The organism is Marinobacter sp. 3-2, assembly GCF_003751355.1.
Classification (GTDB): domain Bacteria; phylum Pseudomonadota; class Gammaproteobacteria; order Pseudomonadales; family Oleiphilaceae; genus Marinobacter; species Marinobacter adhaerens.
In genome coordinates, this window is record NZ_RJUQ01000013.1 from 1125482 (window position 1) to 1150876 (window position 25395).

The window sequence follows — 25395 nt, forward strand, 5'->3', positions numbered from 1 at the left end:
TAATGAGGATGGTTTTTCGTCCCGTGTCATGAGCCGCGAAGTAGCGACAAAAATCCCTGGGCGAACCGATCCAGTGGTTCTGGGGATTGATCCAGCTTTGCGCGCAACACCGCGCCCTCCCAACCAATCCAGAAGAAGTGCGCCATCTGATCGCACTTTAGATCCTTGGAAATCTCACCGGCCTGCTGGGCCTCTCTCAATACCCCAGCGGTGCGGCACTCCCAGTCCGTGAAAACGTCCTGTAACAGAACACGGAAACCCTCGGGCAGGGCGGTCATTTCCTGTCCCAGATTGCCGATGAGGCAGCCGCGGCGATACTCGAACCTGGCCATGCCCGTTTTGGCATCCTCAACAAACGCTTCGAGCCGCTGCAGAGGAGTGAGGGCCCGATCTTCAAACCAGCGATCAAGTTTGCGCGCAAAATAGCGGCCGTAGGCTTCGATCAGGATCCGGCCGAAGGCTTCTTTATTGTCGAAGTAGTGGTAGAAGGAGCCTTTCGGTACGCCGGCTTTGCGAAGTATTTCGTCGATGCTGGTGGAGGAGTAACCCTTCTCCGTCAGCACTGACAGGCCCACGGTGATGAGCGTTTCCCGGGTATCCCTGAAATCGGCATTTTCAGTCTTCGGGGGACGGCCCCGCTTTCGCTTGATGTCTGCTGTCTGGTTCATCGTCTTGACTCAATTTAGACCGATCGTCTATTTAATTATCTGAATAAACTAGACTGGTCGTCTAATAAAATCAAGTGAAGTTGCTATGGGGCGCAGCCAGGGCGGAATGGGATTCGCTCTCCCAAGTGGGAGCGATGCTACTTTGTGGTGGCCAAAAACAGTTCCAAAGTACCATATTGGCCCCTTGCCCCGGCCGATAGGATGGGAACTGGGTTATCGGCAATGTCGTTGATTCACCCTCAATGCGCTAACAATCATGACAATAGAGGTGAGCATTATGTGGACCAAACCAGCCTACGAAGATCTCCGCATCGGTTTCGAAGTCACCATGTACTTCGCCAATCGCTGAGTGCTGAAGCGGCCAGCCTCGAGCTGGCCGTTTTGCTTGTGGAGTGACCCACCATGTTGATTCACGTTCTGGGCTCCGCTGCAGGCGGTGGCTTTCCCCAGTGGAACTGTAACTGCGCCAACTGCGACGGCTTCCGGAAGGGCACCCTGAACGCCCGGGCCCGTACCCAGTCTTCCATTGCCATCAGTGAAGACGGCGAGCACTGGATCCTGTTTAACGCGTCCCCCGACATTCGCGCCCAGTTGGCTTCCTTCGAAGCGATGCAGCCGGCACGTGCTTTAAGGGATACCGGCATTGATGCCATTGTGCTGATGGACAGCCAGGTGGACCACACCACCGGCCTGCTGTCCCTGCGCGAGGGTCTTCCGATGGATGTCTGGTGTACCGAACAGGTGCATGAAGACCTCAGCGGTGGTTTTCCGCTGTTCACCATGCTCAAGCACTGGAAGGGTGGCCTGAACTGGCAGCGCATCGAGGCATCCGAGCAGACGCCTTTTACCATTCCCTGCGCACCGTCCATCGAGCTGACCGCCATTCCGCTGCTGAGCAACGCACCCCCGTATTCACCGCGCCGGGACAACCCGCATCCGGGCGATAACATTGGCCTGTTCCTGAAAGACACCCGCACCGGTCAGACAGTCCTTTATGCCCCGGGCCTCGGCGAGCCGGACGACCGTATTCTCGGCTGGATGCGCCAGGCCGACGTGCTGATGGTGGACGGGACCGTCTGGCACGACGACGAGATGATCCGCCAGGAAGTGGGCACCAAGACCGGCCAGGCCATGGGTCATCTGGCCCAGAGCGGCCCGGGTGGCATGATCGAGGTGCTCGACGCCATGCCGGCCCAGCGCAAGATCCTGATACACATCAACAACACCAACCCGATCCTGAACGAGGACTCCCCGGAGCGGGCGGAGCTGACCCGCCACGGCATCGAGGTGTCCTGGGATGGAATGCACATCGACCTGTCGGGGCAGCCATGAACGCTAAAGCCAACACCGCCATGAACCGGACGGATTTCGAGCAGGCCCTGCGCGCCAAGGGCCAGTACTACCACATCCACCACCCGTACCATAAAGCCATGTACGGCGGGCAGTGCACGCCCGAACAGATCCGCGGCTGGGTGGCCAACCGGTACTACTACCAGATCAAGATTCCCCAGAAAGACTCCGCCATCATGGCCAACTGCCCGGACGCTGGCGTGCGCCGGCTCTGGCTGCAGCGGATTCTGGACCACGATGGCCACGACGGGGATGTCGGCGGCATCGAAGCCTGGTTGTCCCTGGCCGAGGCGGTGGGCCTGAGCCGGGAAGAGGTGATTGACCAGCGGCACGTGTTGCCGGGGGTCCGCTTTGCGGTGGATGCCTATCTGAACTTTGCCCGCCGGGCGACCTGGCAGGAGGCGGCTTGCTCGTCCCTGACCGAGCTGTTCGCCCCGGAGATCCACCAGTCGCGACTGGACAGCTGGCCTGCCCACTCTCCGTGGATTGAAGAGAGCGGCTACAGCTACTTCCGCAAGCGTCTGTCCGAGGCCAGAAGAGACGTGGAACATGGCCTGACCATTACCCTCGACCACTTCACCAAAGAGGCACAGCAGGCCCGGGCCCTGGAGATTCTTCAGTTCAAACTGGACATCCTCTGGACCATGCTGGATGCCATGACCATGGCCTACGGCCACCGCACCCCGCCGTACCACACCGTGACCGAAGAACAGGTCTGGCACCGGGGACTGTAATGGAGGTGGGTATGCATGAAGTACCGCGTTTTCGGCGAGGATTCCGGTTCCAGTGGGAGCCGGCCCAGGAAAGTTATGTGCTGCTTTATCCGGAAGGTATGGTGAAGCTTAACGGCAGTGCCGGCGCCATTCTCAACGAGGTGGACGGTCAGCGTACCGTGGCCGACATCGTCGCCAGTCTGGAGCAGCAGTTCCCCGACGCCGGCCCGCTTGGCAAGGACGTCAGCGAATTTTTGCAGGACGCCCGGCACCAACACTGGATTGAACTGTCATGAGTACGACCAACCCCCACAACGCCGGTCCGCCCCTGTGGCTGCTGGCAGAGCTGACCTATCGCTGCCCGCTGCAATGCCCCTATTGCTCCAATCCGCTGGACTTTGCGCAAACCCAACAGGAGCTGACCACCGAGGAGTGGGTGAGTGTGCTTCGACAGGGCCGCACGATGGGGGCGGCGCAACTGGGCTTTTCCGGCGGCGAGCCCCTGGTCCGCCAGGACCTCGCGGAGCTGATCGCCGAGGCGCGGCACCTGGGGTATTACACCAACCTGATTACGTCAGGGCTGGGCCTGACGGAGGCCAAGGTGGATGCATTTGCCGAGGCGGGGCTGGATCATATCCAGGTGAGCTTTCAGGCGTCCGATCCGGAACTGAACAACGCCGTGGCCGGCTCCCGAAAGGCCTTTGACCAGAAGCTGGCCATGGCCCGGGCGGTGAAGGAAGCCGGCTATCCCATGGTGCTCAACTTCGTGATCCACCGCCACAACATCCACCAGATGAACGACATCATGGATTTGTGCGAGCGCCTGGGGGCGGACTACGTCGAGCTGGCCACCTGCCAGTATTACGGCTGGGCCTTCGAAAACCGGGAAGGGTTGATGCCTTCCAAAGCGCAGCTGGTGAAGGCAGAGCAGGAAGTGAACCGGTACCGGGAACGGCTACAGCAATCCGGTTCGGCCATGAAGCTGATCTTTGTGACACCGGACTATTACGAAGAGCGCCCGAAAGCCTGTATGAACGGCTGGGGGAATCTGTTCCTGACCGTGGCCCCGGACGGCACCGCACTGCCTTGCCACAGCGCGCGGCTCCTGCCGATCGATTTTCCCAATGTCCGAGACATGGATCTGCAAAACATCTGGTACGACAGCCCGGGGTTCAACCACTACCGCGGCGACAGCTGGATGCCGGAGCCTTGCCGTTCCTGCGATGAGAAAGAGAAGGACTTCGGTGGCTGTCGCTGTCAGGCCTATCTTTTGACGGGCAACGCGGATAACGCAGATCCAGTATGCAGCAAATCGTCGTATCATGATCGAATACTGGCAGCGAGGAAAGCTGCCGATCATGCCACGGCCGGCCTGACTGAACTGGTATATCGAAATGCGGATAATTCACGGCTTTTCTTCCGGGGTTAACAACTCCGCCATCAATCCTGCACTGGTCGGCCATCACCACGACAAAACGGTACTGAGTGCCTACGAGGCCTGCTCGGCGCATGTCCAGCGTGGGGAACTTGCGGTGTCCCCGGCGGGTGTGTTCTGGCTGGAGACAGATCCGGCACGCGGCTGCAATACACTCTGGCACCTTTCCGATCAGGGGCCTGTTCGCCTTGGACCTGATGATCTTGGCATCCGCAGCCGGGTAAATGGCTACGGTGGTGGCGCCCTGGCGGCTGCCGACAGCGGTGTGTTCGTGGTTGGCGAGGATCAACAGCTACGGTTTGTCAGTCTGGCCGACGGCCAGTGCCACAGCCTGACCGATGACCCCGGGGCGGCCTATGGTGGGTTGGTCGCTGACCAGTCCCGTCAACGGGTGCTCGCGGTACGGGAAGCAGAGGGCAAGCAGCAGCTGGTTGCCGTCTCCATGCAGGGCGAGCGTTCGGTGCTTCATTCCGGCCTGGATTTTTACAGCGCGCCGGCGGTCTCGGCCGATGGCAGTCAGGTTGCCTGGACCAGCTGGCAGCTGCCCGATATGCCTTGGCTGCGTTCACGGTTGTGGACCGCAAATTGCTCTGAAGATGGATTGCTGGATCAAGGCCGGGAATGGCCAACACCGTCTGAAGCGTCGGTACAGCAGCCGGTGTTCGATGGCAGCCAACTCTGGGTTTTGTCCGACCACGAGGGTTGGTGGCAACCCTGGCGTATTGATACGTCGGGCGAGGGCAGCTGGCACGCCAGCGATTCACCCGCCCGGGATCATGCCAATGCCCCCTGGCAGTTGGGCGAATCCCACCACTGCCCAATAGGCAGGGGCGGTTGGGCCCGGGTCCGTTATTGTAATGGCACGGGTGAACTCTGGCTCGGCTCCAGCCAAACCGGTGACGCAATCCGGGTTGCCCGGGATTTTGGCGACTTCCGTTGTCTGCAGTCGGCTGGTGAGCATCTTTACTGCATCGGCCGTGCATCCAGCCGCCTCGACGCCGTCCTCCAGATTGATCTCGAGACCGGACAGGCCCGCACCATTGCCGGGGGCGAGGAGGCCATGCCAGAGGCGAGGGCGGCACTGCCGCTGGATATCGAAATTCCAGCCCTGAACCCGGGCGAAGCCTCTATCCATGGGTTTTTCTACACGCCCAAGCTGGCCACGCCAGACGTCCCTCCATTGATTCTGATTGCTCACGGAGGGCCGACGTCGGCGGCCTATCCGGTATTCAATCCCCAGATTCAGTACTGGTGTCAGCGGGGATTTGCCGTCGCTGAAATCAACTATCGAGGCAGCACCGGCTTTGGTCGTGAATTCCGCCTGGCCCTGGAAGGGCGGTGGGGTGAGGTGGATGTCGCGGATATGGAACGGGCGGCAGATCACCTGGCCTCCTTCGGCCTGGCTGATGGCAGCAGGGTGTTTATCCAGGGTCGCAGCTCCGGGGGCTACACGGCCCTGATGGCGATGATCCGAAGCCAGCGTTTTACCGCCGGTGCCAGCATGTTCGGCGTGACGGATCCCATGCGCTTACGGGCCATGACCCATCGCTTTGAGTCCGGTTATCTGGATTGGTTGCTGGGCTCGCCAGAAAAGCACCCGAAGCGGTGGCGGGAGAGAACGCCTCTGTTTCACGCTGATCGCATTACAGCGCCCATGATCTTTTTCCAGGGCGGGCAGGATAAGGTTGTGGTGCCCGAGCAGACCCGTGCCATGGCAGAGGCGATGAAAGCGGCTGGCAGGGCACCAGAGCTCCACTGGTTTGAAGACGAGGGTCACGGTTTCCGGCGCCAGGCCAACCAGGCAGGTATGCTCGAATGGATGTTCAGCTTCTACCGAAAGCATAGCCAAAAGGCCAATGATCACGCGGAGAACTTGAGTTAAACTCTCGGCTATTCCTATAACAACAAGCGGTCGAGTGCAGTCTGATGAGTCACGATATATCCAGCTTGCGAAAGTTTGTCTCACCGGAAATCGTATTTGGTGCCGGCTCCCGGAAGTCCGTGGCCAACTTCGCCAGTAATTTCGGTGCCCGTCATGTCTTCCTGGTGTCGGACCCGGGGGTAGCTGCCGCCGGCTGGGTGGATGAAATCGTGACGCTGCTGACCGATGCGGGTATCCGCTCGACCGTGTACACCGGCGTATCGCCCAATCCCAAGGTGGATGAGGTGATGACCGGGGCCGAACTCTACAAATCCAATGAGTGTGATGTCATCGTTGCCATCGGCGGTGGCAGCCCCATGGACTGCGCCAAGGGCATCGGTATCGTGGCCACTCACGGTCGCAGCATCCTGGAGTTCGAGGGCGTCGATACCATCACCAACCCGTCACCGCCTCTGATACTGATTCCCACCACGGCAGGTACCTCGGCGGATGTGTCCCAGTTTGCGATCATTTCCGACCCCAACCGCCGGTTCAAATTCTCGATCATCAGCAAGGCCGTAGTGCCGGATGTGTCCCTGATCGATCCGGAAGTTACCGAGACCATGGATGCCTACCTCACCGCCTGCACCGGGGTGGATGCCCTGGTGCATGCCATTGAGGCTTACGTGTCGACTGGCAGCGGCCCGCTGACCGATACCCATGCGCTGGAGGCAATCCGGTTAATCAACCGGAATCTCGAGCCGCTGGTGGACAACACGGCAGATCCCTATCTCCGCGAGCAGATCATGCTGGCCTCCATGCAGGCGGGGCTGGCCTTCTCCAATGCCATTCTCGGGGCAGTACACGCCATGTCCCATAGCTTGGGTGGTTTCCTGGATTTGCCTCATGGTCTGTGTAATGCGCTGTTGCTGGAGCACGTGGTGGCTTACAACTTCCAGTCTGCCGAAGACCGTTTCCGCCGCGTTGCCGAAGCCATGGATATCGATACCCGTGGAATGGCCAAGCCGGAAATCAAAAAACGGTTAATGAACCGCATTGTAGAGCTCAAGCGTCGGGTTGGGCTGGAGGCGCGTCTCGCCCAGCTGGGTGTTTCGGTGTCCGACATTCCCCACCTGTCCGGCTTTGCGTTGCAGGACCCGTGCATTCTCACCAACCCCCGGAAGTCGTCGCTGCGGGATGTCCAGGTTGTCTATGAAGAAGCCCTCTGACAGCAAGGATGGCGAACAGGACAGTAGCTACGGAATTGGCGATCTTCTCGGGCTGGGCAGCCAGTCCGTCCGCAAGAACTATTACCCGGCTCTGCAGGAACGCATTGACGAGCTGGAGCAGGAACGCAACCGCTACAAATGGCTGTTCGAGAACGCGCTGCACGGTATCTTCCAGGCCAACCTGCGGGGCGGCTTTCTGGCCTGCAACCCGGCGATGGCGAGAATCTGCGGTTATGACAGCCCCGAGGCGCTCACGGAAAAGGTCATCCGGCTCCGTGAACAGTTGTTCTGCAGTTCCAGTGAATTCGATGCCATACGTCAGGAGCTTCTCGACGAGGGCAGTCTGAGTGCCCGGGAAACCCGTTTCCAGCGTGCTGATCGCACGCCGGTCCACGTTGCTGTCACCCTGCTGCGACGCCCGGACCTCGGACCGGAAGTGGTGGAAGCCTTCGTTGCCGACATAACCGAGCGAGTGTTGGCCCGGCAGAAACTGGAGCAGTTGAACGCCACCCTTGAGCGGCGCGTGGAAGAGCGGACCGAAGCACTGCAGAATGCCAATGTGGGCCTGCGCTACCAGATTGAGGAGCGCGAGAAGGTTGAGCGTGAGCTCTTTGTTGCCATGGAGGCCGCCAAAGAGGCCAACCGCAGCAAGGATAAATATCTCGCGGCGGCCAGCCATGACCTGCTTCAGCCGCTGAATGCAGCCCGGCTGATGATATCCGCGCTCCAGGACAGCACGCTGCCGGAACAGGAAACCCGCATGGTGCACCAGGTACATCGGGCTCTGGAGGGCGCCGAAGACCTGCTGGCGGACCTGCTGGATATCTCCAAGCTCGACCAGCAGGCAATGAAGCCTGATCTGGTTTATACCGATGTGGCCGCCCTGGCCAGATCCCTCGGGGAGGAGTTCGAGGCCGTTGCCAGCAATGCCGGCCTCGGGTTCCGGGTACGCACCATTCCGGCGATGGTGCGAACAGATCAGCGCATGCTGACCCGTATCCTCCGAAATCTGCTCAGCAACGCCTTCCGGTACACCCGCAAGGGCGGTGTTGTCATGGCGTTGAGATCCCGCGGCGACCGTCTGCGGATTGAAGTCTGGGATACCGGTGTTGGCATCGAGGAAGACAAGCTCCGGGACATTTTTACCGAGTTTCACCAGCTGTTGCCCCAGGGCACCGGCGGCCGGCAGGGTGTGGGCCTGGGGCTGGCCATCGTGGAACGGATGGTTCGGGTGCTGGGGTACGACATTGATGTGTCATCACGGCCCGGTCGTGGCTCCCGCTTCGTGCTGACCCTGCCGCTTGAACCCGCTCAGGCCAGACCGGATATGGCCCGTACAGATTCGCTCCAGAATTTCGCCGATGGCTTTGACGGTGTGCCGGTGCTGGTGATCGACAACGAGCCGGCGGTTCTGGAGAGCATGCAGTTGCTGCTGGAGCGTTGGGGCTGTGATGTGCTCACAGCCGCCAGCAAGGCAGAGGCCGTGGAGGCTCTCGAGCAAACCGGCCAGATACCGGCCCTTATCCTTGCGGACTATCACCTGAACAATGAGCGAACCGGTTACGATGCAGTTCACGGGGTTCGCCGCCACCTTGGTCGTGATATTCCCGCCGCCATCATTACCGCAGATCGCAGCGATGACACCCGCAAGATACTGCGCGCCCAGTACCTGCCAATACTGAACAAGCCGGTGAAACCGAACCGGCTCAGGGCCCTGATGACCAGCCTGCTGACCTCTGCCTCGGCCTGACCCTTTCGCGCCCGTCATGTAAGACCTTCTTACATACACTCTGAAGCCCTTCGCGAAATACTCCCTCAACCGGTCTCCGATACCGGCAGGTTTCAAAACATCTGAGGGAGTAACAGATGAAAACAACAACGATTGGCCGGAAAGCCGGCAGTGGATTTGGGCATTGGTGGCTGGCAATGATCGGCGCCGGACTATTGGCCGGTTGCGGCGGTGGGGGCGGCGAGACGGAGGTGTCCAGCCCCTCGGATTTCGAACCCCCGGCGGAGCCCGTGAACATAGGCGGCGATGCAGAGCTTTATGATCCCGACCGGCTGATTGATGTGTCGGTCACCATGAGCTCCGCTGATTTCAGCAAACTGAAATCGGAAGCCCGAACCCTGGCCAGCACCGACCGGGAATGTGTGCCCGAGTTCGAATACACGGAATTCACGGCCAGCGTTACCATCGACGGTGACCGCATGGACCGGGTGATCGTGCGCAAGAAGGGCTACATGGGCTCGCTGAGCCCCAGTATCCCCTCTCTCAAGCTGGACTTTAACGATCTCTGGCCTGGTCGCACCTATCAGAACATGACCCGGATGACCCTGAACAATAACCGCCAGGACCCCTCCAATGCCCGCCAGTGCATGGCCTATGACCAGTTCCGGCAGGCCGGGCTCGCGGCGCCGAAATGCAATTACGCCAGAGTGTCTGTCAATGGCGAGGATCTGGGTGTGTTTACCAATGTCGAGCCTATCAAGAAGCCCTTTCTGGCACGGGCATTCGGGGACGACGACGGTAACCAGTATGAAGCCCAAACGGCGGATTTCGGTACCTGGCTGAGCCAGCGGTTCGAAAAAAAGACCAACGAAAAAGAAAACGACCGGACTGACCTGCAGGCCGTTACCGATGCTCTGGCGTTACCCGATGAGCAGATGGTGAATGTATTGCCGCAGCTGGTGGATGTGGATGAATTCATCCGGTTCTGGGCGATGGAAACCCTGTTGGGCGCCTGGGATTCCGCCACTGGCAACGCCAACAATTTTCACATCTATCGGGACCCCGGAGACGGCCTGTTCCATTTTATTCCCTGGGGCGCTGATACGGCCTTTCGTGGGGCGCATCCCCTGAAGCCGCTCACGGGGGTGCTGTACCGCAACTTCTCGCTGGCGGACCGGCTTTTCAACATTCCCGAGTACCGGGCGCGCTATCAGGCCGAGCTTGAAGACCTGCTGGCCACCCAGTGGGATGAGGCCGATTTGCTGGCGGAAGTGGAGCGGATACGTGAACTCACCGGAACCAGCGAGAAGGCGACTGCCAGCCTGAAAGCCTTCATTGGCGGCCGTGGCGTGGCCGGTGATGACGATTTCCGGCCTGCCCGCCGAGCTGTTATTGAACAGGCCATCGCCGAGGAGACGCCCTCCGGGGAAGTGTACCGGCTTGCGGACACGCAACCGGATTGCAGCGTGCTGGCGACAACCAGCCTGACCGGCACCATCAAGTCCGAGGACGGTGCCGACACAGGTGCCTTCCGCTTTACGCTGCCGGGAGGTCGGGCGGTGAACGCGAGCCTGACTTTTGCCGCCTTCGAGGTGGACAGCCTGGTTTACTCGGTTGATCGCGAATCAAAGCCGGCGGTGATCAGCCTCCTGCTGATTGGCGCGGATATCAACGACAACTTCACGCCCTATGTGCTGCAACTGTTTATCGAGGCATCCGATTACGTGCCGGGCACACACGAGTTCCATGGCTTTGCCACCAACGCTCTGTTGTTTGAGGTGGATGAAAGCCAGCCCGGGGATGTGCGCACCCTGGCCCTTGGCGCAGAGGGCAGTATTACTGTCATCGGGGTGGGATCCGGGGCCAGTGAGGGCGACGTGGAACTGAGCCTTAACGCCACCCTGGAATACGATTCGGCGATTCGATGAACATGGCTGTCGCCAGCCCGCTGGAAGGATTCCGCGGGCATTGTCTGGCCGAACAGATGCAGGCCCGTTTGATGAATCGGGTCGACACCAAGTTTTTGGTGCCTGCATACCTGCTGGATGCCTGTCTGGGTGGATTGGAGCACCATTACTCCATCCTGGAGATCGACGGGCGCCGGCGGTTCACCTACGACACCCTGTATTTCGATACACCGGAACGCCAGCTTTATCTGGATCACCACAACGGCAAGTTGAACCGGTTCAAGCTCCGTATCCGGCACTACCGCGAAACCGGGGAAAGCTTCCTGGAGGTCAAGAAAAAGAACAACCGGGACAGAACCATCAAGAACCGTTTGCCGCTGACATCGCAAACCGTTGCGAACAGCCGGGTCGTTCCTTTCCTTGAAGAGCAATTGGGCCGACCGGTGGCAGGGATGCTGCCGGCTCTTTTTGTCGGCTACCGCCGCATGACCTTCATGAGCGCACAGGGGACCGAGCGCATTACGGTGGATACAGGGCTGGGTTTTTACTCGGCCGACCGTCGCAGCGGTCTGTGCCTGCCTGATGTTGCCGTTTTCGAGGTCAAGTACGATCGCAAGGTCCCATTTTCCCCTTTCCTGGAACGTCTTGGTCAGCTCGGCTGCCGCCCCGTGCAGTTCAGCAAATACTGCATCGGCACAAGCCTGTTGTTCGGCCACGAATGCAAAACCAATCGCTTCAAACCGCTGTTAAGGAGACTTCATGGAATCTGCTGTTGATGTCCATTTTGCGATCCGGCTTTTGATCAATACCGCCTCCGTGTTTGTGCTGATTCGCTGCTACTACGCGTTTTCCCGTCACCGGGAGAATGCCGCCTCGTTCATTCTTTTTGGTGTCGGCGTTTTCCTGGTGACCGCATTGCTGCATTCGGTCACTGTCACCATGGGCTTTGCCTTCGGTCTGTTCGCCGTTTTCTCGATGCTCCGGTACCGAACCGAGGCCCTGGGCATAAAGGAAATGACCTACCTGTTTCTGGTGATCGCCATGGCCCTGCTGGCAGCAGTTGGCAACATGCACCACCTGGAGCTGGTGTTTCTGAACCTGCTGGTCATTGTTCTGGCGCTGGTGCTCGAAACCCGTGTGCTTTTGCCGCGACACAGTGAGAGAGAGGTGGAGTACGAAAAGATAGAGAACGTTCACCGGGACCGCCGGGAGTTGCTCATTGCGGACCTGCGAGAGCGCACCGGTCTGGATGTGTTTCGGGTGGATGTGGTGTCTGTCAGCTATCTGAGGGACACCGCCATGCTACGTATGCACTTTCGTCAGGAGGCCGATCATGCTCGCTGAGCTGAAATGGGCGTGGCTGGTGATCGGTCTGACACTGGCGTTCATGTTACAGCCTCTGCTCGCTGTGGCTTCCCCTGTCGAGGCAGAATTGGGTGGTTACGTCGCCGCCGGTGTCGACCATTACGGGTCATTTTATGATGAAGACGGTGGGCACAGCACAACCCGGGGCGTCCTGAGAAACGCGAAACTTGAACTGGAACTGGCCTTGGGCAAGCGCTGGGAAGCAGAGCTGGACGGCAGCTATAAGATTGAAGGTGACAAGAAAGAGCTGGATCTGGGCGATGCCTATCTCCTGTATGACGGGGAAAGCCGTTTCGAGGCCCGGATTGGGCGCTTCAAGGAGCCTTTTGGCCTGGAACGCCTCGCCAGCTACACCAGCCTGAACACCAGCGAGCGTTCTCTGGTGACCTCGGCGTTCGCACCGGGGCGTTCCATCGGTGTTATGGCGGGGCAGTACCGCAAACGCGGCACCTGGTCCCTGGGCCTGTTCACCGATGAGCCCGATGGTGGCTCGACTCACGCCATAACCGCGAGACTGACCCGTGCCCCCATTCGTTCAGAAAGCCAGACCCTACATCTGGGAGCCGCGGCCTCTTATCGTGATCTCGGCGACAGCCGCTTTCAGATCAAGGATGAGGGGGAGGTGTTCAGTGCCGACAATGTTATCCGCAGCCCACGATTCGAGGCCGGTGATGCCTGGCTGGCAGGTCTCGAGGCCGCCTGGCTTTGTCATCGTCTGACGCTCGTGGCGGAGGCCATGGCTCAGAGCGTGCGTCGAACCGACGGGTCACGCTGGCAGTTCGGTGGCGCCTACCTCCAGGCCGGTGTGTTCCTGACCGATGATCGCCGCTATTACAGCCGGGGTGAGTTTGACCGGATAGAGCCCCGGCACCGGGCGGGCGCCCTGGAGCTGGTCGCACGGCACAGTGCTGTGGACCTGAGAGACCGGAACTTGGGCGCCGAGGCGAGTGTGACGCTGCTGGGTCTTGCCTGGTATCTGGGCGAGTTGTTCCAGCTGCGCCTGAATTACCTGATGCCGGATATTCGCGGCAATACCCTGATGGCCGCGCCGGACGGAGACGCTGTTACCCTGCGTGCTGTGCTGCGGTTCTAGGCAGCATCAGGGTCACCTGCGTCCACTGGCCGGGTTCGCTGGTAATCGACATGTTGCCCTTGTGATGACGCATGATGGTCTGACAGATGCTGAGGCCCAGCCCCAGGTTGTCCGGTGTATCACTGGTGGAATAGAACGGATCAGTGAGCCGCTTGATATCGTCTGGCGCGATGCCCTGGCCGTTGTCCCGAATTACGATTCGATGGGTACTGTCAGCGCTTTCGGCCGTTATCTCGATTTTGCCGGGCTGCCGGTTTTTGCTGACGGCAGAGACGCCATTGAGCAGCAGGTTTACGAACACCTGGGTCAGGGCAGATGGATAGCAGGGAACGGTCGTCCCGGCCGGGATGTCAGTCTGAAGCTCGACACCTCTTAGCTGATGCTGGCAGAAGCGGGTGGCGGTGGTCACCAGTTTGCCGAGGTCTGCCGTTTCCAGGCTGTGTTCAGGGACGGGGCGGGAAAACTCGATCAGGTCAGACACAATATCGGCAATGCGTTTCTGGTGGGTGCTAGCGTCGGTCAGGGCGTCTGCGACCTCGACATCCCGGTTTACCGAGTTGGCAAAATCCACGGCCTGGCTGGCGCAGTTCAACGGGTTCATGATCTCGTGCAGCAGCCCCTTGGCCATATGGCTCAGGGCCTGATGTTTCTGTTCCTGGGCCAGTCTTTCTTCCGTTGATTTCAGGGTTTCCAGAGTGCGGGAAAGTTGTCGATTCCGGTCCCGGAGCAGGAATTGAAGCGCCAGCAGGTTGCGCAGGAACTGCGACAGGAACCAGGCCGATAGCGGTGCGACCACCAGGCACATCAGAATCAGCCAGTTGGTCAGAATGCCGATCACGGTGTGGCTTACCTGAGTGCTGTCGACCGCCACGAACGTGGCGAGTATCAGCAGTGTCAGGTTGATCAGGATAATCACGCTGGTGTGGAACAGGGACAGGGTAATGATGCCCACGGAGCTGATGAAAAAGAACAAGCCCACGATGGGAGCGAGCGTCGCGCCCGTTGTCATGTATCCCAGGTAGCTGAACGCCGCCATGTTGAAAAACACCAGGTAGACAATCATCGGCGCTGACCGGCGCAGGCGCGTGAACCGGTGAGCAGCGATCAGACCGGTCAGAATCGCGGTGTAGATGAGGCAGATACCGAATACGTCCGGTGCATCCGGGTTCAGGGCCAGTCCCCCGAGAAACAGCAGGGTACCGATAAAGGCAATCACCAGGTAAACGTCGGCGAACAGGGGCAGCACCCGGTACCGATACTGGGTGTGGTAGAAGCGTTCGAAGCGTCGCTGTCGGTAGGCGGGCAGCTGGCGGATCTGATCCATCCCGGAAAGCAGTTTCACTCGGCGGCTCCGTGTTGGTGTCGTTGCATAAAGAGAATGAGCTCGGGCAGGCGCTCGAAGCCCAATTTCACGAAAATCCGGTCCTTGTAGGAATGCACCGTCTTGCAGGAAACGCCAAGCCTGCCTGCAATATCGCGAACCGGCAGCCGTTTGGCCATCAGCTGTGCCACTTCCCGCTCCCGTCCGGACAAGGCCTGGTAGGCGAGCATAGCGGCCGGTGCCGATTCCGGTTGCCAGTTGCCGACATAAACCTGCCCGTTTCGAATGTAGAACAGCGTCTTGATCAACTCCTGCACTGGCTGGTCCTTGGACACCACGGCCTTGATGCCTGCTTCCAGGTAGATCGCCATCCGCCCGCTGCTGACCGGCGTGTCCGATATCAGCAGCACGGACAATGACGGATTCACCGCCAATGCATGCTCGGCGATGGTGAGCCCGTCGTTGTCCTGCAGGTTTTCCTCAATCAGCAGTACCGAAGGGGTGGCCCTCTTTAGCCGATTGAGCGTTGCCACTCCGGTCTCCGATTCGCCAACCAGCTCGACCTCATCGTGCAAGAGGATGTGGAATAGCAGGCTGTCACGGAGCAGTCGCTGCCCCATGGTGACGTACAACCTGAGCCTGCGCTGACCTGGCGCCATCAGTCTGCCCTGGCCGGCAGATGGAGACTCAATCGAAGACACTGGTCGCCTCCGGTCACGTCGATATCGCCAGCAAGCAGTCGGGTGCTTACGAAGAGCATCAGAAGAGCGCTCTGCTGCTCCAGCAGGGGGCGGGAGAGGCGGGTGATTGGCGCCAGCAGATGGCTGTACATGTGAAGTGGGCTGGCGCTGGCGACCATGAGGCCGCTTTCGGTCCGGGTCAATTCCAGAGCAGAGCGCTCCAGCCCGGAGGCCTTCATCAGGGTTGCCAGTGCCTGGCAAAGGGCCATCAACGGTGTTTGTGTTTCGCTCGTGCCTGCCGGGTTCTCTAAGGCGTCCGCGAGAGCCTGGTCAAAGGCTTGCCGGTTCTGGATGCCGTGTACGTGGCCTGGCTGAAGGGTGCACAGCTGTCGGCCCACCATTCCGGCAAAGTCTCTTACAAGATCATGCTCAAGCGCGGTTTCCCGGCTTGCGCGCAGATGGGGTGGCTGGGCAGGAAGTGTGCGAACGGTTGCCAGGGCGTCCAGAAAGTCGGCGGTGATCGGTTCGCCGGTAAAACCGTCCACTCGCTCGTTCAGATGTTCAAGCAGTCTGGCTCGTCGTTGCTGGCGAAGCTCCGCGAACTGTTGTTCTGCGATTGAGCGTGAACGGTCTCTTGCAGAGACCAGGGTTCGATGTTGGACAAGAGCCTTGCGGAAGAGAGACAGCAATTCGGCTGCGTTCCATGGCTTCTTCTGATAGCGGAAGATCCGGCCCTCGTTAACTGCATCCATGGCCACATCAACCTCGCCCCAGGCTGACGTGAGAATTCGGACAATGGTCGGGTGCGACTGGCGTAGTTCGTCCAGCAGCTCTTTGCCATGCATCCCGGGCATTCTCTGGTCTGTCATCACCACCGCGACATCGCTGTCTTTCTGCAACACGAGCTGAGCCTCTTCTGCACTGATGGCGCTCAGTACGCGGAATTCGTCCTGCATGCGTTCCAACTGCCTCGACAGATAACGGGTGGCAGTCGGTTCGTCATCCACGATGAGAATCGCCGGTTTGGGGCCCTCGCGGGTCTCGCTGGTATCCGGAGAGAAGGTTTGTCTTTCGCGGGTAAGCGCGGCTGTGAGCACGTGCGACCGGATAACATCGGGATTGACCGGCTGTTCGAAGCAGCGATCGACCAGCTGATGGTCCAGCAGTTTCACGAGAAGGTTCAGCGCAATGGCATCTCCTATGAGGATCTTCAGAATCCGGGGGTGGTGGTCCCTGGCCTGTGCCAGTAGCGACGACTCAAGATAGTCATCAGCGCGGTTCGGAAGCAGAACGATTGCGGTTGGTATGGTGGCAGCCGAGGGCAGGTAGTCGAGTGCCCCCTGGTCAGTGGCGAACGCGTGAATAACGAAATCGCTGGCAAACAAGGTTTCGAAGTGCTGTCGGTCCTGGTCGTCGTCATACCGGAGAAGGATCTCCGCCGCTCCGCTGGTCGCCATGATTACTCTGTATCCTGTTAATGGGGTAGGGAAGAGATTAGCAACAACAGTGGCTTAGCGGTGTAGGAACTTCCTACAGCAGTGCCGTTGCCGGCAATGAAAACCTGGTTCTGTGACAGCCTTGGCACTATGGACTGTCCTGGCGTCAGGAGCGACTACACTTACCAGAGGCTCATCGAAAGGGAGATAACCATGACAGTTCCTGAGAATGGTCTGACGAATCACGAAGTAACCATCTGCCTGGCTGGCGGTGCCGTGCTGGGTCCGTTCAATGCGACCTGGAGCAAGGATTCCGGTGGGGATGTGCGTGAACTGGTCCGCGAGTACGATGCGTTTCTGCAGGGTGAAAAGCAGCACCGTTACAAGTTTCACCTGCACGACACCTACACCAACACCGTTCATACCCTGATCCTGAATTTTGAACAGGTTACGGGCATCTGCGACCATGTCCGGCTCAGATCCCAGGGCGGCGGCTGAGCCATGGCCGGGCCCCTGGCGTACACGCCAAGAAGCCCACAGTGCAAATGCACGGACAGGAGGGAATATGAGCGAATTCAGAACGGAAACCGACAGCCTCGGGGACGTCCAGGTACCTGCTGATGCGCTCTGGGGCGCTCAAACTCAGCGCGCTTTGGAAAACTTCCCGGTCAGTGGCCAGCCGATGCCTCAGCCGTTTATTGCCGCCGTTGCCCAGATCAAGCGCGCGGCCGCCGAGGCCAATACCAGCCTGGGGCTGCTCGACAACGATCTGCGGGATGCGATCTCCCAGGCTTGCGAAGATTTGGTCAAGGGCGAGTACGTGGATCAGTTTCCGGTAGACCGCTACCAGACCGGCTCCGGCACCAGCACCAATATGAATGTCAACGAGGTGATCGCCAGTATCGCCCGCAACGCAGGCTTCGAGGTGCACCCGAACGATCACGTGAACATGAGCCAGAGCTCCAACGACGTGATTCCAACGGCGATCCACGTGAGTGCCGTGATTGCAGCCAAGGAGAAGCTGCTGCCGGCGCTGTCGCATCTTTGCGGTGTGATCTACGAGCAGGAAGCGGCGTTTTCCAGCCAGGTAAAAACCGGCCGCACCCACCTGATGGATGCCATGCCGGTGACCCTCGGCCAGGAGTTGAAAACCTGGCGCGAACAGCTTCTGGCCGTGGAAAAGCGGGTAGAAGCCGCAGCTGATGAGCTGTTGGCCGTTCCCCAGGGCGGCACGGCGGTGGGTACCGGAATCAATGCGCTACCGGAATTTCCGGGCCAGTTCGTCAAGTTCCTGCGGGCCAACACCGGCTATCCTTTTACGTCGCTCGATCACAAATTCACCGGCCAGAGCGCGGTGGATGCCCCGGTGGCCCTCTCCGCACAATTGCGCGGAGCAGCCATCGTGCTGACCAAGATCGCCAACGATCTGCGCTGGATGAACAGCGGCCCTATTCACGGCCTGGCTGAAATCAGTCTTCCGGCATTGCAACCGGGCAGCAGTATCATGCCGGGCAAGGTCAATCCGGTCATCCCGGAGTCCGTGGCCATGGTCGGCGCCCAGGTGATGGGGCTGGACAGCGCCGTGGCCATTGCCGGTCAGTCCGGTAATTTCCAGCTCAACGTCATGCTCCCTCTGGTGGGCGGTAACCTGCTGGACATGACCGATTTGCTCGCCAATGCGGCCATCATGCTGGCGGACAAGGCGATCAAGGATTTCACGGTCAATGCCGACAACCTGAACGCAGGTGTGGGCAAGAATCCCGTACTGGTGACAGCGCTTAATCCCGAGATCGGCTACAGCCTGGCGGCAGACATCGCCAAGGAAGCATATAAAACGGGCCGGCCAGTCATCGATGTGGCGGAGGAACGCAGCGGCCTGAGCCGGGAGCGGCTTGAGGAGTTGATGGATCCGCTCAAGCTGACTCGGGGCGGTATCGCCTGATCGGTCGTTTCAGAGGGGCGCAAACGCTTGCTGATCATCCTGGAGCTGTTTGTGATGCTGGTGCTGGCCAACGGCACGCCGGTGGTTGCCGCCGGGCTGCTGAAAAACCGCTGGTCGGCCCCGGTGGACGGCGGTCGACTGCTGTCCGACGGCCGCCCCGTATTTGGTGAAAGCAAAACCTGGCGGGGTGTTGTATCCGGTGCACTGGCTTGCGGGCTTTTTGCGCTGTTTACCGGGCTGGGATTCGTGTTCGGGCTTCTGTTCGGCCTGCTGGGGCTGGGAGGAGATCTTCTGAGCAGCTTCATCAAGCGTCGAATGGGTTTGGAATCGAGTGCCCGGGCTGTCGGGCTGGATCAGATCCCGGAAGCCCTCCTGCCCATGCTGCTGGCGATGTGGTGGCTACCGGTGAGCCTGTGGGTAGTGTTGGTTGTCGTGGTGGTTTTTACCCTGTCCAACATCTATGGCTCACCGCTGCTCTACCGTCTCGGTATACGCCGGCAGCCCCACTAAACCGGGCCGCGAGTCAGGGTGTGAAGGGTTACTTCCGGCGGGCAGTTCAGGCGAACGTTTACCACTGACGTTCCGGAACCCGGTGAGGTGTAGCCCTGCATGCCGTTCATTCGCCAGTAACCTCGACCGAGTGTGCGCGGGCAGTCAGAGTCGAGAGTCACCGGTATACCGCCGGGCAGGCAGATCTGGCCGCCGTGTGTGTGGCCGCAGAGAAAGACGTCGTAGCCGGCGTGGGCAGCCTCGCGCCAGATCTCCGGCGTATGGCTGAGCAGGATGCTGGTGCCTCCCGCAGGGATATTGTCCCCCGCCTGATGCAGGTTGTGGACCTTGAAGAAGTGGGCGTCGTCCACACCCGCGAGGTACAGGGTCTGGCCCTCCCGTTCAATGGGCGCCATTTCGTTCATAAGCAGTTGGTAACCCATGTCTTCCAATGCCGGTACCATGCGAACGCTGTCGTGGTTACCCAGAACCGCATAGGGCTTACTTTTTATACCGTCCCTCAGCCGCGCCATGCCGTCCAGGGCGCCCTCAATCGGGCCCCACGTGAGTTTCCGGTAGTCGCCGGTCAACACGCACAGATCGTAGTCTAACGGTTCGATCTGGCGCAGGACTGCCTGCAGGTTGGCTTCGTCCATGTCTACGTGCAGGTCGGTCAGATGCAGAATGCGAAAGCCCTCGAAGGCTTCCGGCAGGCCGGGAAGCTGGAAATGATTGTGCACGGTGTTCAGACGCCGGCTGTTGCTCTGGCCCCGGCCCCAAAGGCCAACCATGCGCAAACAGGTACGGATAAAGCCGGGTGCCGTGGCCCAGTTTTCCAGATGGAATGAGCTGTGATCCTGCCCGAATACCTTCGCTTCAGCTTCCCGTTCAATGCCGAGCCTCTGGCGGGCGTGAACAGGGCCGAGCCTCAGGCTCAGGCGGTATTCCAGGAGTTCATCCTGGTTCTCCGGTGTACGAGCCCTTGCCGTCATTTTTCTTCCCTTATATGCCGAGCCGGGCATGGCCGATGTACTAAGTGGCAAACCCTGTCTGTCATTATGGATGGCCCTCGAAGGTATGCAACCAAAACGACACAATGTTCATGTTTGATGACACACTGGCGGTGAAACCGGCGGAGCAGCAGACTCAGGAGATTTATGACGGAACCATCGAGTGATGACAGGCTGTCGTTCAGCCAGATTTTTCTGCTGTTTCTTCGGCTGGGGCTGACGTCGTTTGGTGGTCCGGCAGCGCATCTTGGATTCTTTCACGATGAATTTGTCAAACGTCGGCGGTGGCTCTCAGACAGTGCCTACGCAGAAGTTGTGGCTCTCTGCCAGTTGCTGCCGGGACCGGCTTCCAGCCAGGTCGGTCTAACCATCGGGTTCCTGCGCGGCCATTACCGCGGCGCACTCGCAGCGTGGCTGGGGTTCACCCTGCCATCGGCGGTGATCATGATTGGTCTTGCGCTGGGATTGAGCGCCTGGCCAGAGGCCAGCAGTGGCGGCTGGATACAGGGTCTCAAGTTGTTTGTGGTGGCGGTGGTGGCCCAGGCGGTCTGGCAGATGGGAAAAACCCTGTGCCCGGACCGTCCCCGAATCGCCATGGCGTTGCTGGTAGCGGTGAGCCTTCTGGTGATGGGCGAAGCCTGGATGCAGATACTGGCGCTGGTCATTGCCGGGGCTGTGGGTTCCTTTCTGAGGTTGGGGAGCGGTGAGGCATCTGAGCCGCTGCATGTGCCGCTACAATCCCGGAAACCTGCGCTTTTTGCAGGGGCCTTTTTGATTCTGTTGTTGGTTTCCTTCCTGCCTCAGGCCGCCGGCAGTCTTGGCTGGATAGGTGCTGAAATGTACCGGGCCGGTGCCCTGGTGTTTGGCGGCGGACATTTAGTGCTGCCCTGGCTGCAGGAGGGCTTCGTGGCCTCCGGTGCCATGCCGGCGGACACTTTCCTGGCGGGGTATGGCGTTGCCCAGGCTATGCCAGGACCGCTGTTTTCCTTTTCAGGATTTCTGGGTGGTTCAGAGGCCGGTGTTCTCGGTGGTGTGATTGCGGTACTGGCTGTGTTCCTCCCGGGAACCCTGCTTGTATTCGCCGGTCTTCCCCTATGGAGCTGGCTTCGGGAGCATCGTCGCGCCCGGTCAGCGCTGGCCGGCGTGAATGCAGGCGTGGTGGGGTTGTTGCTGGCGGCTCTCTACGATCCGGTCTGGGTCTCCGCCGTCCATGGTGCGCATGATCTGGCACTCGTGCTCGCCATTTGGGTCTGTCTCGCTGTCTGGCGGGTTCCGGTCTGGGTACTGGCGCCGCTGAGTGCGCTGGCTGGAGTGATCCTGCTGTCCTGATCAACGTACATATAATCCCTTCTTCCTGAGCCGGCACATGGGTTGGCAAATCAGCAGGTTTCCAGCCACAATCGAGCGGTTAAAGGCAGATAATTCGAACGCAGAGGTTACCATGACGACATCCTGCAGTATCCCGGGTCTCAACGTACCACGTAGCCGTTTTCCTGATCCTGAACAGGACCTGCCGGCGGCCGAGGGCGAACAGCGTGTCGTGCTGGCTGGCGGCTGTTTCTGGTGTGTGGAAGCCGTTTTCCTAGCCATCGATGGCGTAACCAGTGTTGAGTCCGGTTACGCTGGCGGTCACGCCAGCTCTGCCAATTATGAGGCCGTATGCTCAGGTACTACCGGCCACGCAGAAGTGGTGGATGTTCACTATGATCCTGCCAGGGTCAGTTTTGGCGAACTGCTGAAGGTGTTCTTCTCGGTTGCTCACGATCCCACCCAGTTGAACCGCCAGGGCAACGACCGGGGCACCCAGTACCGCTCGGCTGTGTTCTACGAGACTGCCGAACAGCGGCGGGTAGCCGAGGCCTACATCCACCAGCTCAATCAGGCCGAGGTGTACCCGGATCCGATAGTGACCACGCTGGAGCCGCTGGAGGCATTTTACCCGGCAGAAGAGTACCACCAGAATTTTGCTGCCCGGAATCCCTACCAGCCATACATCATGGCCGTGGCCGCCCCGAAAATGGAAAAGCTTGTAGACAGCTATCCTGATCGCCTGAAGCCGGAATTTACAGACAACGACGCAGGCAGCACCGCCTGAGGAGGCAGACTATGGGAGTTTCCGCTGCAGGTTATGACCTGACACCACTAAACGAAGCACAGGTTGAGGAGAAAGCTGCGGATCTGACATCGGAAGAGCGGCGCGTACTGCTCGACCATGGCACCGAGCATCCGTTTTGCGGAACCTTGCTGGATAACAAAAAAGCCGGTGTTTACCACTGCCGGCTTTGCGATCTGCCTTTGTTCAGCTCGGACTCGAAGTTTGACTCGGGAACCGGCTGGCCGAGTTTCTTCCAGCCCTTTGATCCGGAGCATATCCGCTACATTGAGGACACGAGTCTTGGCATGACTCGCACCGAAATCCGCTGTCCCCGTTGCGACAGCCATCTCGGCCATGTCTTTCCTGACGGCCCGCCGCCAACCGGGCAGCGCTACTGCCTGAACTCGGTTGCCATGGTGTTTCAGGAAAACGCCTGAGACGAAAAAAGGGGGCCGCAGGGCCCCCGATTCTATTTATTGCCGCCTGTCACAGTCGCCACATAGTGGGCCACCGCATTTATCTGTTCCTCAGACAGCGACTCGTTGAACGCCGGCATGACACCCACCCCGCTGGTTACGGCATTGACCACCTGTTCCATCGTGGGTTTGAGTTCATCGAGATCCGGGCCGATGGCACCAGCCGAACCGGCGTCCGCCAGGGTGTGGCATATGGTGCAGGAAGGTTGAGCCTCCTGAGTGAATACCTGTTTCCCCTTGTCAAAGTCGCTGGCCATCGTCAGGGGCGACAGTCCGATCAGAGCTATGGCGCCCAGTACTGCAGTTTTTCTCATATCATTGCTTTCCGGATAGGTCGGAGCCGCCTTACTCCCGGGTCGGCTCCGCCAATGATCAACCGATGGCAACCGTGACTCCGTGGTCGCTCCAGCCATTGTGACCGTAGCCACGTTCATTCTCGGTCCGACCCTCAGGCTGGGTGTTGCCCTGCACGTCGGTCGCCCGGCTGACAATCCGGTGCTCTCCGGCCGCGAGATCCGCTGCCAGGACAAACGGCCTCCAGGCATAGGGGCCAAGGTCCGGTCCCAGGAAACGAGCCTGTTTCCAGGTTTTACCACCATCCACTGAAACGTCGACTTTTTCGAGCGGAACAGTGCCACCGAAAGCGACGCCATAGATCATATTGCGACCGTTCTGACCGCTTTCCAGAGGCGATGTTACCCAGGATTTGACGTTCATTTCCCACATGGAAGGCTGATCCGGGGCGCCTTTCACGCCGACATCACGAACCCGGTAGCCTGAAGCCTGGATCTTGGCGTCCGTCTGGTTTTCGGTGAAGGCAACGTTCTTGACGTACTTCACGTTGTTCACGCCGTAGTAACCCGGCACAACCATTCTTAGCGGGCCACCGTGAGTGTGGGTCAGAGGCTCGTCATTCATTTCCCAGGCCAGCAATGCGGTTTCCATGGCACGGGTGGGAACGGAACGTTCCACGATAATCGTTTTCGGGTCCAGGCCGTCGGGAAGTGTCTCGCCGCCGGTGCTGGTGATGTACCGGGTACCGTCAACAGGGCCGCCAAGAGCCTCTACAACATCTTTCAGCGGTACACCGGTCCACATGATGCAGCCCGCAGCGCCAACAGACCATTGGGTACCACTCGCGCCATGGGGGAAGAAGGCGCGACCGTTACCGGAACACTGTAATACGGAGGCAACGGTGGTAACCCCCATCTGTTTCAGGTCGCCGACCGTCAGGGTTCGGGGATTTTTCACGCCCTCGATCCGCACCTCCCAGACATCCGGGTTATCGGTTACCGAGGCTGGTGGCGCGGGCAGGTTATTACGAACGAACAAGCGGTCACTTGAGGTAATAACGCCATTGCCGATGGCCCCCCGTTGGGTTTCCATCGTGTTTGCGCTGTGAACAATCAGGGCGTTGCGTTCTTTCCAGGCGGCGTAATCCGGGAGTGATTTTGGTTCATCGGCTTTGGCAAGGGGCGTAAATCCCAGCACGCTTACCGCGGCCATGGCGCCGGCACTGCCAAGTAGCAGGGTGCGGCGGGAGGGGTTCTGAAGGCCCGGGTCATTCGGGCCGCGCATCAGCGCTGATTCCTGTTTCATTATCCGTCTCCTTCTTAGGGTTGTCGTCGGACGGTGGGACTGCTTTTTCAATTCTTCGCAGTTATATCCTTATACCTTATAGGTAATGGTTAAAAATTAATCAATACTTTTGTGTGTTATTCAACGGGTTTTTCAGTCGCTATAATTCGCCCCTATTGAACGCGCAGCAACGAGGCCGCGAACGAACCCGGGAAACAGAGAAGGGTAGCTGAGATGATTCGATTGAAGATGAATCCGCTAACGGAGTCAGCAACGCTTCTTCGGCGGGCGGGTGTGGTTCTGGGCAGTGTCGGATTGACAGCACTCTTTTCCATGTTGGTTTTGCTGAGGGCGCTGTTCGGGAGGTTGAACCGGCCCATCGTCGACAAATACTGCCGCGAGTGGTCGGCCTCGCTGTTACGATTGGTTCGTGCCAGCCTCACCGTACGCGGGCAAGTGCCTGATTTCGGCGACGGGCGCCGGTACATCATCATGTGCACTCATGCCAGCCACTATGATATTCCGGTTACCTTCGTATCGTTGCCGGGATCGATCCGTATGCTGGCAAAAAAGGAGCTGTTCAGTATCCCGCTGCTGGGGCAGGCCATGCGTGCAGCGGAATTCCCCTCAGTAGACCGCTCCAGTCGGCAACGTGCAGTCAGGGATCTGGAGAAGGCGCGGGCGATGATGGAAAGTGGAATCGTGCTCTGGGCCGCGCCCGAGGGAACCCGCTCGCCGGACGGAAAACTTCTGCCTTTCAAGAAAGGCTGTTTTCACCTGGCGCTGGATACTGAGGCGGTGATCGTGCCGGTGGCCGTGCGGGGTATCCACCGTGTTTTACCGGCCCGCACCTGGCAGATCAACCTCGGGCAGCCGGTGGATGTGAGGGTAGGAGAACCGCTGGATACGGCAGGAAAGACCAAAGCCGACCTGGACGAAGTCATGACCGAGGTGCGCGCAAGGCTGACGGAGCTGTTGGGAGACGGTGAAGCCGGTTAGCACCGGCCTCACATCGGCA

Annotated in this window: 26 protein-coding genes; 19 read left to right on the forward strand and 7 right to left on the reverse strand. The window is 59.6% G+C overall.

Annotation, left to right across the window (positions count from 1 at the left end; all coding sequences use genetic code 11):
- Positions 1-26: 26 nt before the first annotated feature.
- A complete protein-coding gene (locus EDB94_RS12440; protein WP_108018525.1) occupies positions 27-668 on the reverse strand; it encodes a TetR/AcrR family transcriptional regulator in 642 nt (213 codons plus the stop codon).
- Positions 669-945: 277 nt separating this feature from the next.
- Here EDB94_RS12440 and pqqA point away from each other — a divergent pair, with 277 nt between their 5' ends.
- From pqqA to EDB94_RS12500, 12 genes are all read left to right on the forward strand, one after another.
- Positions 946-1017, forward strand: coding sequence for a pyrroloquinoline quinone precursor peptide PqqA (gene pqqA / locus EDB94_RS12445; protein WP_007153157.1), 72 nt, complete (start codon positions 946-948; stop codon positions 1015-1017).
- Positions 1018-1070: 53 nt separating this feature from the next.
- Entirely contained in the window at positions 1071-2000 is a 930-nt protein-coding gene (gene pqqB / locus EDB94_RS12450; RefSeq protein ID WP_108018526.1) for a pyrroloquinoline quinone biosynthesis protein PqqB, read from the forward strand.
- Positions 1997-2752, forward strand: coding sequence for a pyrroloquinoline-quinone synthase PqqC (gene pqqC / locus EDB94_RS12455; RefSeq protein WP_108018527.1), 756 nt, complete (start codon positions 1997-1999; stop codon positions 2750-2752). Before pqqB ends, pqqC begins: the two co-directional genes overlap by 4 nt.
- Positions 2752-3027: a pyrroloquinoline quinone biosynthesis peptide chaperone PqqD gene (gene pqqD / locus EDB94_RS12460; RefSeq protein ID WP_053113097.1), complete on the forward strand. Its 276-nt coding sequence runs from the start codon at positions 2752-2754 to the stop codon at positions 3025-3027. The genes pqqC and pqqD overlap by 1 nt, the downstream gene beginning before the upstream one ends.
- Complete coding sequence (pqqE, locus tag EDB94_RS12465; RefSeq protein WP_062786289.1) at positions 3024-4160, forward strand: pyrroloquinoline quinone biosynthesis protein PqqE; 1137 nt, start codon at positions 3024-3026, stop codon at positions 4158-4160. The genes pqqD and pqqE overlap by 4 nt, the downstream gene beginning before the upstream one ends.
- Complete coding sequence (locus EDB94_RS12470; protein ID WP_260312572.1) at positions 4126-6048, forward strand: prolyl oligopeptidase family serine peptidase; 1923 nt, start codon at positions 4126-4128, stop codon at positions 6046-6048. Before pqqE ends, EDB94_RS12470 begins: the two co-directional genes overlap by 35 nt.
- Positions 6049-6092: 44 nt before the next feature.
- Positions 6093-7256, forward strand: a complete 1164-nt coding sequence (gene ercA, locus EDB94_RS12475) for an alcohol dehydrogenase-like regulatory protein ErcA (protein WP_014578345.1) — start codon at positions 6093-6095, stop codon at positions 7254-7256.
- Complete coding sequence (locus tag EDB94_RS12480; protein WP_008171045.1) at positions 7240-9006, forward strand: NahK/ErcS family hybrid sensor histidine kinase/response regulator; 1767 nt, start codon at positions 7240-7242, stop codon at positions 9004-9006. Before ercA ends, EDB94_RS12480 begins: the two co-directional genes overlap by 17 nt.
- A gap of 116 nt (positions 9007-9122) precedes the next feature.
- The gene (locus tag EDB94_RS12485) at positions 9123-10913 is read left to right on the forward strand and encodes a CotH kinase family protein (RefSeq protein ID WP_108018528.1); all 1791 of its coding nucleotides are present in this window, start codon (positions 9123-9125) and stop codon (positions 10911-10913) included.
- Complete coding sequence (locus EDB94_RS12490; protein WP_108018529.1) at positions 10910-11668, forward strand: polyphosphate polymerase domain-containing protein; 759 nt, start codon at positions 10910-10912, stop codon at positions 11666-11668. The genes EDB94_RS12485 and EDB94_RS12490 overlap by 4 nt, the downstream gene beginning before the upstream one ends.
- Positions 11652-12236, forward strand: coding sequence for a DUF4956 domain-containing protein (locus EDB94_RS12495; protein ID WP_008171050.1), 585 nt, complete (start codon positions 11652-11654; stop codon positions 12234-12236). The genes EDB94_RS12490 and EDB94_RS12495 overlap by 17 nt, the downstream gene beginning before the upstream one ends.
- A complete protein-coding gene (locus EDB94_RS12500; RefSeq protein ID WP_108018530.1) occupies positions 12226-13350 on the forward strand; it encodes an OprO/OprP family phosphate-selective porin in 1125 nt (374 codons plus the stop codon). The genes EDB94_RS12495 and EDB94_RS12500 overlap by 11 nt, the downstream gene beginning before the upstream one ends.
- On the opposite strand, the gene EDB94_RS12505 is transcribed toward EDB94_RS12500, so the two are convergent.
- The 3 genes from EDB94_RS12505 to EDB94_RS12515 are packed head-to-tail and all read right to left on the reverse strand — an operon-like array spanning position 13322 to position 16808.
- The gene (locus tag EDB94_RS12505; protein WP_108018531.1) at positions 13322-14692 is read right to left on the reverse strand and encodes a sensor histidine kinase; all 1371 of its coding nucleotides are present in this window, start codon (positions 14690-14692) and stop codon (positions 13322-13324) included. The genes EDB94_RS12500 and EDB94_RS12505 overlap by 29 nt on opposite strands.
- Complete coding sequence (locus EDB94_RS12510) at positions 14689-15372, reverse strand: response regulator transcription factor (protein ID WP_260312573.1); 684 nt, start codon at positions 15370-15372, stop codon at positions 14689-14691. Before EDB94_RS12510 ends, EDB94_RS12505 begins: the two co-directional genes overlap by 4 nt.
- Positions 15330-16808, reverse strand: a complete 1479-nt coding sequence (locus tag EDB94_RS12515) for a response regulator (protein WP_108018533.1) — start codon at positions 16806-16808, stop codon at positions 15330-15332. The genes EDB94_RS12510 and EDB94_RS12515 overlap by 43 nt, the downstream gene beginning before the upstream one ends.
- A gap of 192 nt (positions 16809-17000) precedes the next feature.
- On the opposite strand from EDB94_RS12515, the gene EDB94_RS12520 reads away from it, so the two are divergent.
- The 3 genes from EDB94_RS12520 (at position 17001) to EDB94_RS12530 (ending at position 19239) form a co-directional block, all read left to right on the forward strand.
- The gene (locus EDB94_RS12520; protein WP_008171059.1) at positions 17001-17285 is read left to right on the forward strand and encodes a hypothetical protein; all 285 of its coding nucleotides are present in this window, start codon (positions 17001-17003) and stop codon (positions 17283-17285) included.
- 67 nt (positions 17286-17352) lie between these two features.
- A complete protein-coding gene (locus EDB94_RS12525) occupies positions 17353-18729 on the forward strand; it encodes a lyase family protein (RefSeq protein ID WP_108018534.1) in 1377 nt (458 codons plus the stop codon).
- A gap of 27 nt (positions 18730-18756) precedes the next feature.
- A complete protein-coding gene (locus EDB94_RS12530; protein ID WP_104270879.1) occupies positions 18757-19239 on the forward strand; it encodes a CDP-archaeol synthase in 483 nt (160 codons plus the stop codon).
- Here the strand turns inward: EDB94_RS12530 and EDB94_RS12535 are convergent.
- Positions 19236-20210: a metallophosphoesterase gene (locus EDB94_RS12535; RefSeq protein ID WP_041645624.1), complete on the reverse strand. Its 975-nt coding sequence runs from the start codon at positions 20208-20210 to the stop codon at positions 19236-19238. The two genes, EDB94_RS12530 and EDB94_RS12535, sit on opposite strands and share 4 nt — an antisense overlap.
- 165 nt (positions 20211-20375) lie before the next feature.
- Between EDB94_RS12535 and chrA the strand changes: the two genes are divergently transcribed.
- The 3 genes from chrA (at position 20376) to msrB (ending at position 22760) form a co-directional block, all read left to right on the forward strand.
- Positions 20376-21557: a chromate efflux transporter gene (gene chrA / locus EDB94_RS12540; protein ID WP_108018535.1), complete on the forward strand. Its 1182-nt coding sequence runs from the start codon at positions 20376-20378 to the stop codon at positions 21555-21557.
- Positions 21558-21669: 112 nt separating this feature from the next.
- On the forward strand, positions 21670-22323 hold the full coding sequence (gene msrA / locus EDB94_RS12545) for a peptide-methionine (S)-S-oxide reductase MsrA (RefSeq protein WP_008171069.1): 654 nt from the start codon (positions 21670-21672) through the stop codon (positions 22321-22323).
- A gap of 11 nt (positions 22324-22334) precedes the next feature.
- Positions 22335-22760 carry a peptide-methionine (R)-S-oxide reductase MsrB gene (gene msrB / locus EDB94_RS12550; protein WP_008171070.1) on the forward strand — a complete coding sequence of 142 codons (426 nt, stop codon included), beginning with the start codon at positions 22335-22337 and terminating at the stop codon, positions 22758-22760.
- A 32-nt stretch (positions 22761-22792) separates the two neighbouring features.
- On the opposite strand, the gene EDB94_RS12555 is transcribed toward msrB, so the two are convergent.
- Both EDB94_RS12555 and EDB94_RS12560 read right to left on the reverse strand, forming a co-directional pair.
- Complete coding sequence (locus tag EDB94_RS12555; RefSeq protein ID WP_053113084.1) at positions 22793-23113, reverse strand: cytochrome c; 321 nt, start codon at positions 23111-23113, stop codon at positions 22793-22795.
- A 58-nt stretch (positions 23114-23171) separates the two neighbouring features.
- Positions 23172-24398, reverse strand: coding sequence for a sulfite oxidase (locus tag EDB94_RS12560; protein WP_108018536.1), 1227 nt, complete (start codon positions 24396-24398; stop codon positions 23172-23174).
- Positions 24399-24611: 213 nt separating this feature from the next.
- Between EDB94_RS12560 and EDB94_RS12565 the strand changes: the two genes are divergently transcribed.
- The gene (locus EDB94_RS12565) at positions 24612-25376 is read left to right on the forward strand and encodes a 1-acyl-sn-glycerol-3-phosphate acyltransferase (protein WP_108018537.1); all 765 of its coding nucleotides are present in this window, start codon (positions 24612-24614) and stop codon (positions 25374-25376) included.
- The last annotated feature ends 19 nt before the right edge of the window (positions 25377-25395 follow it).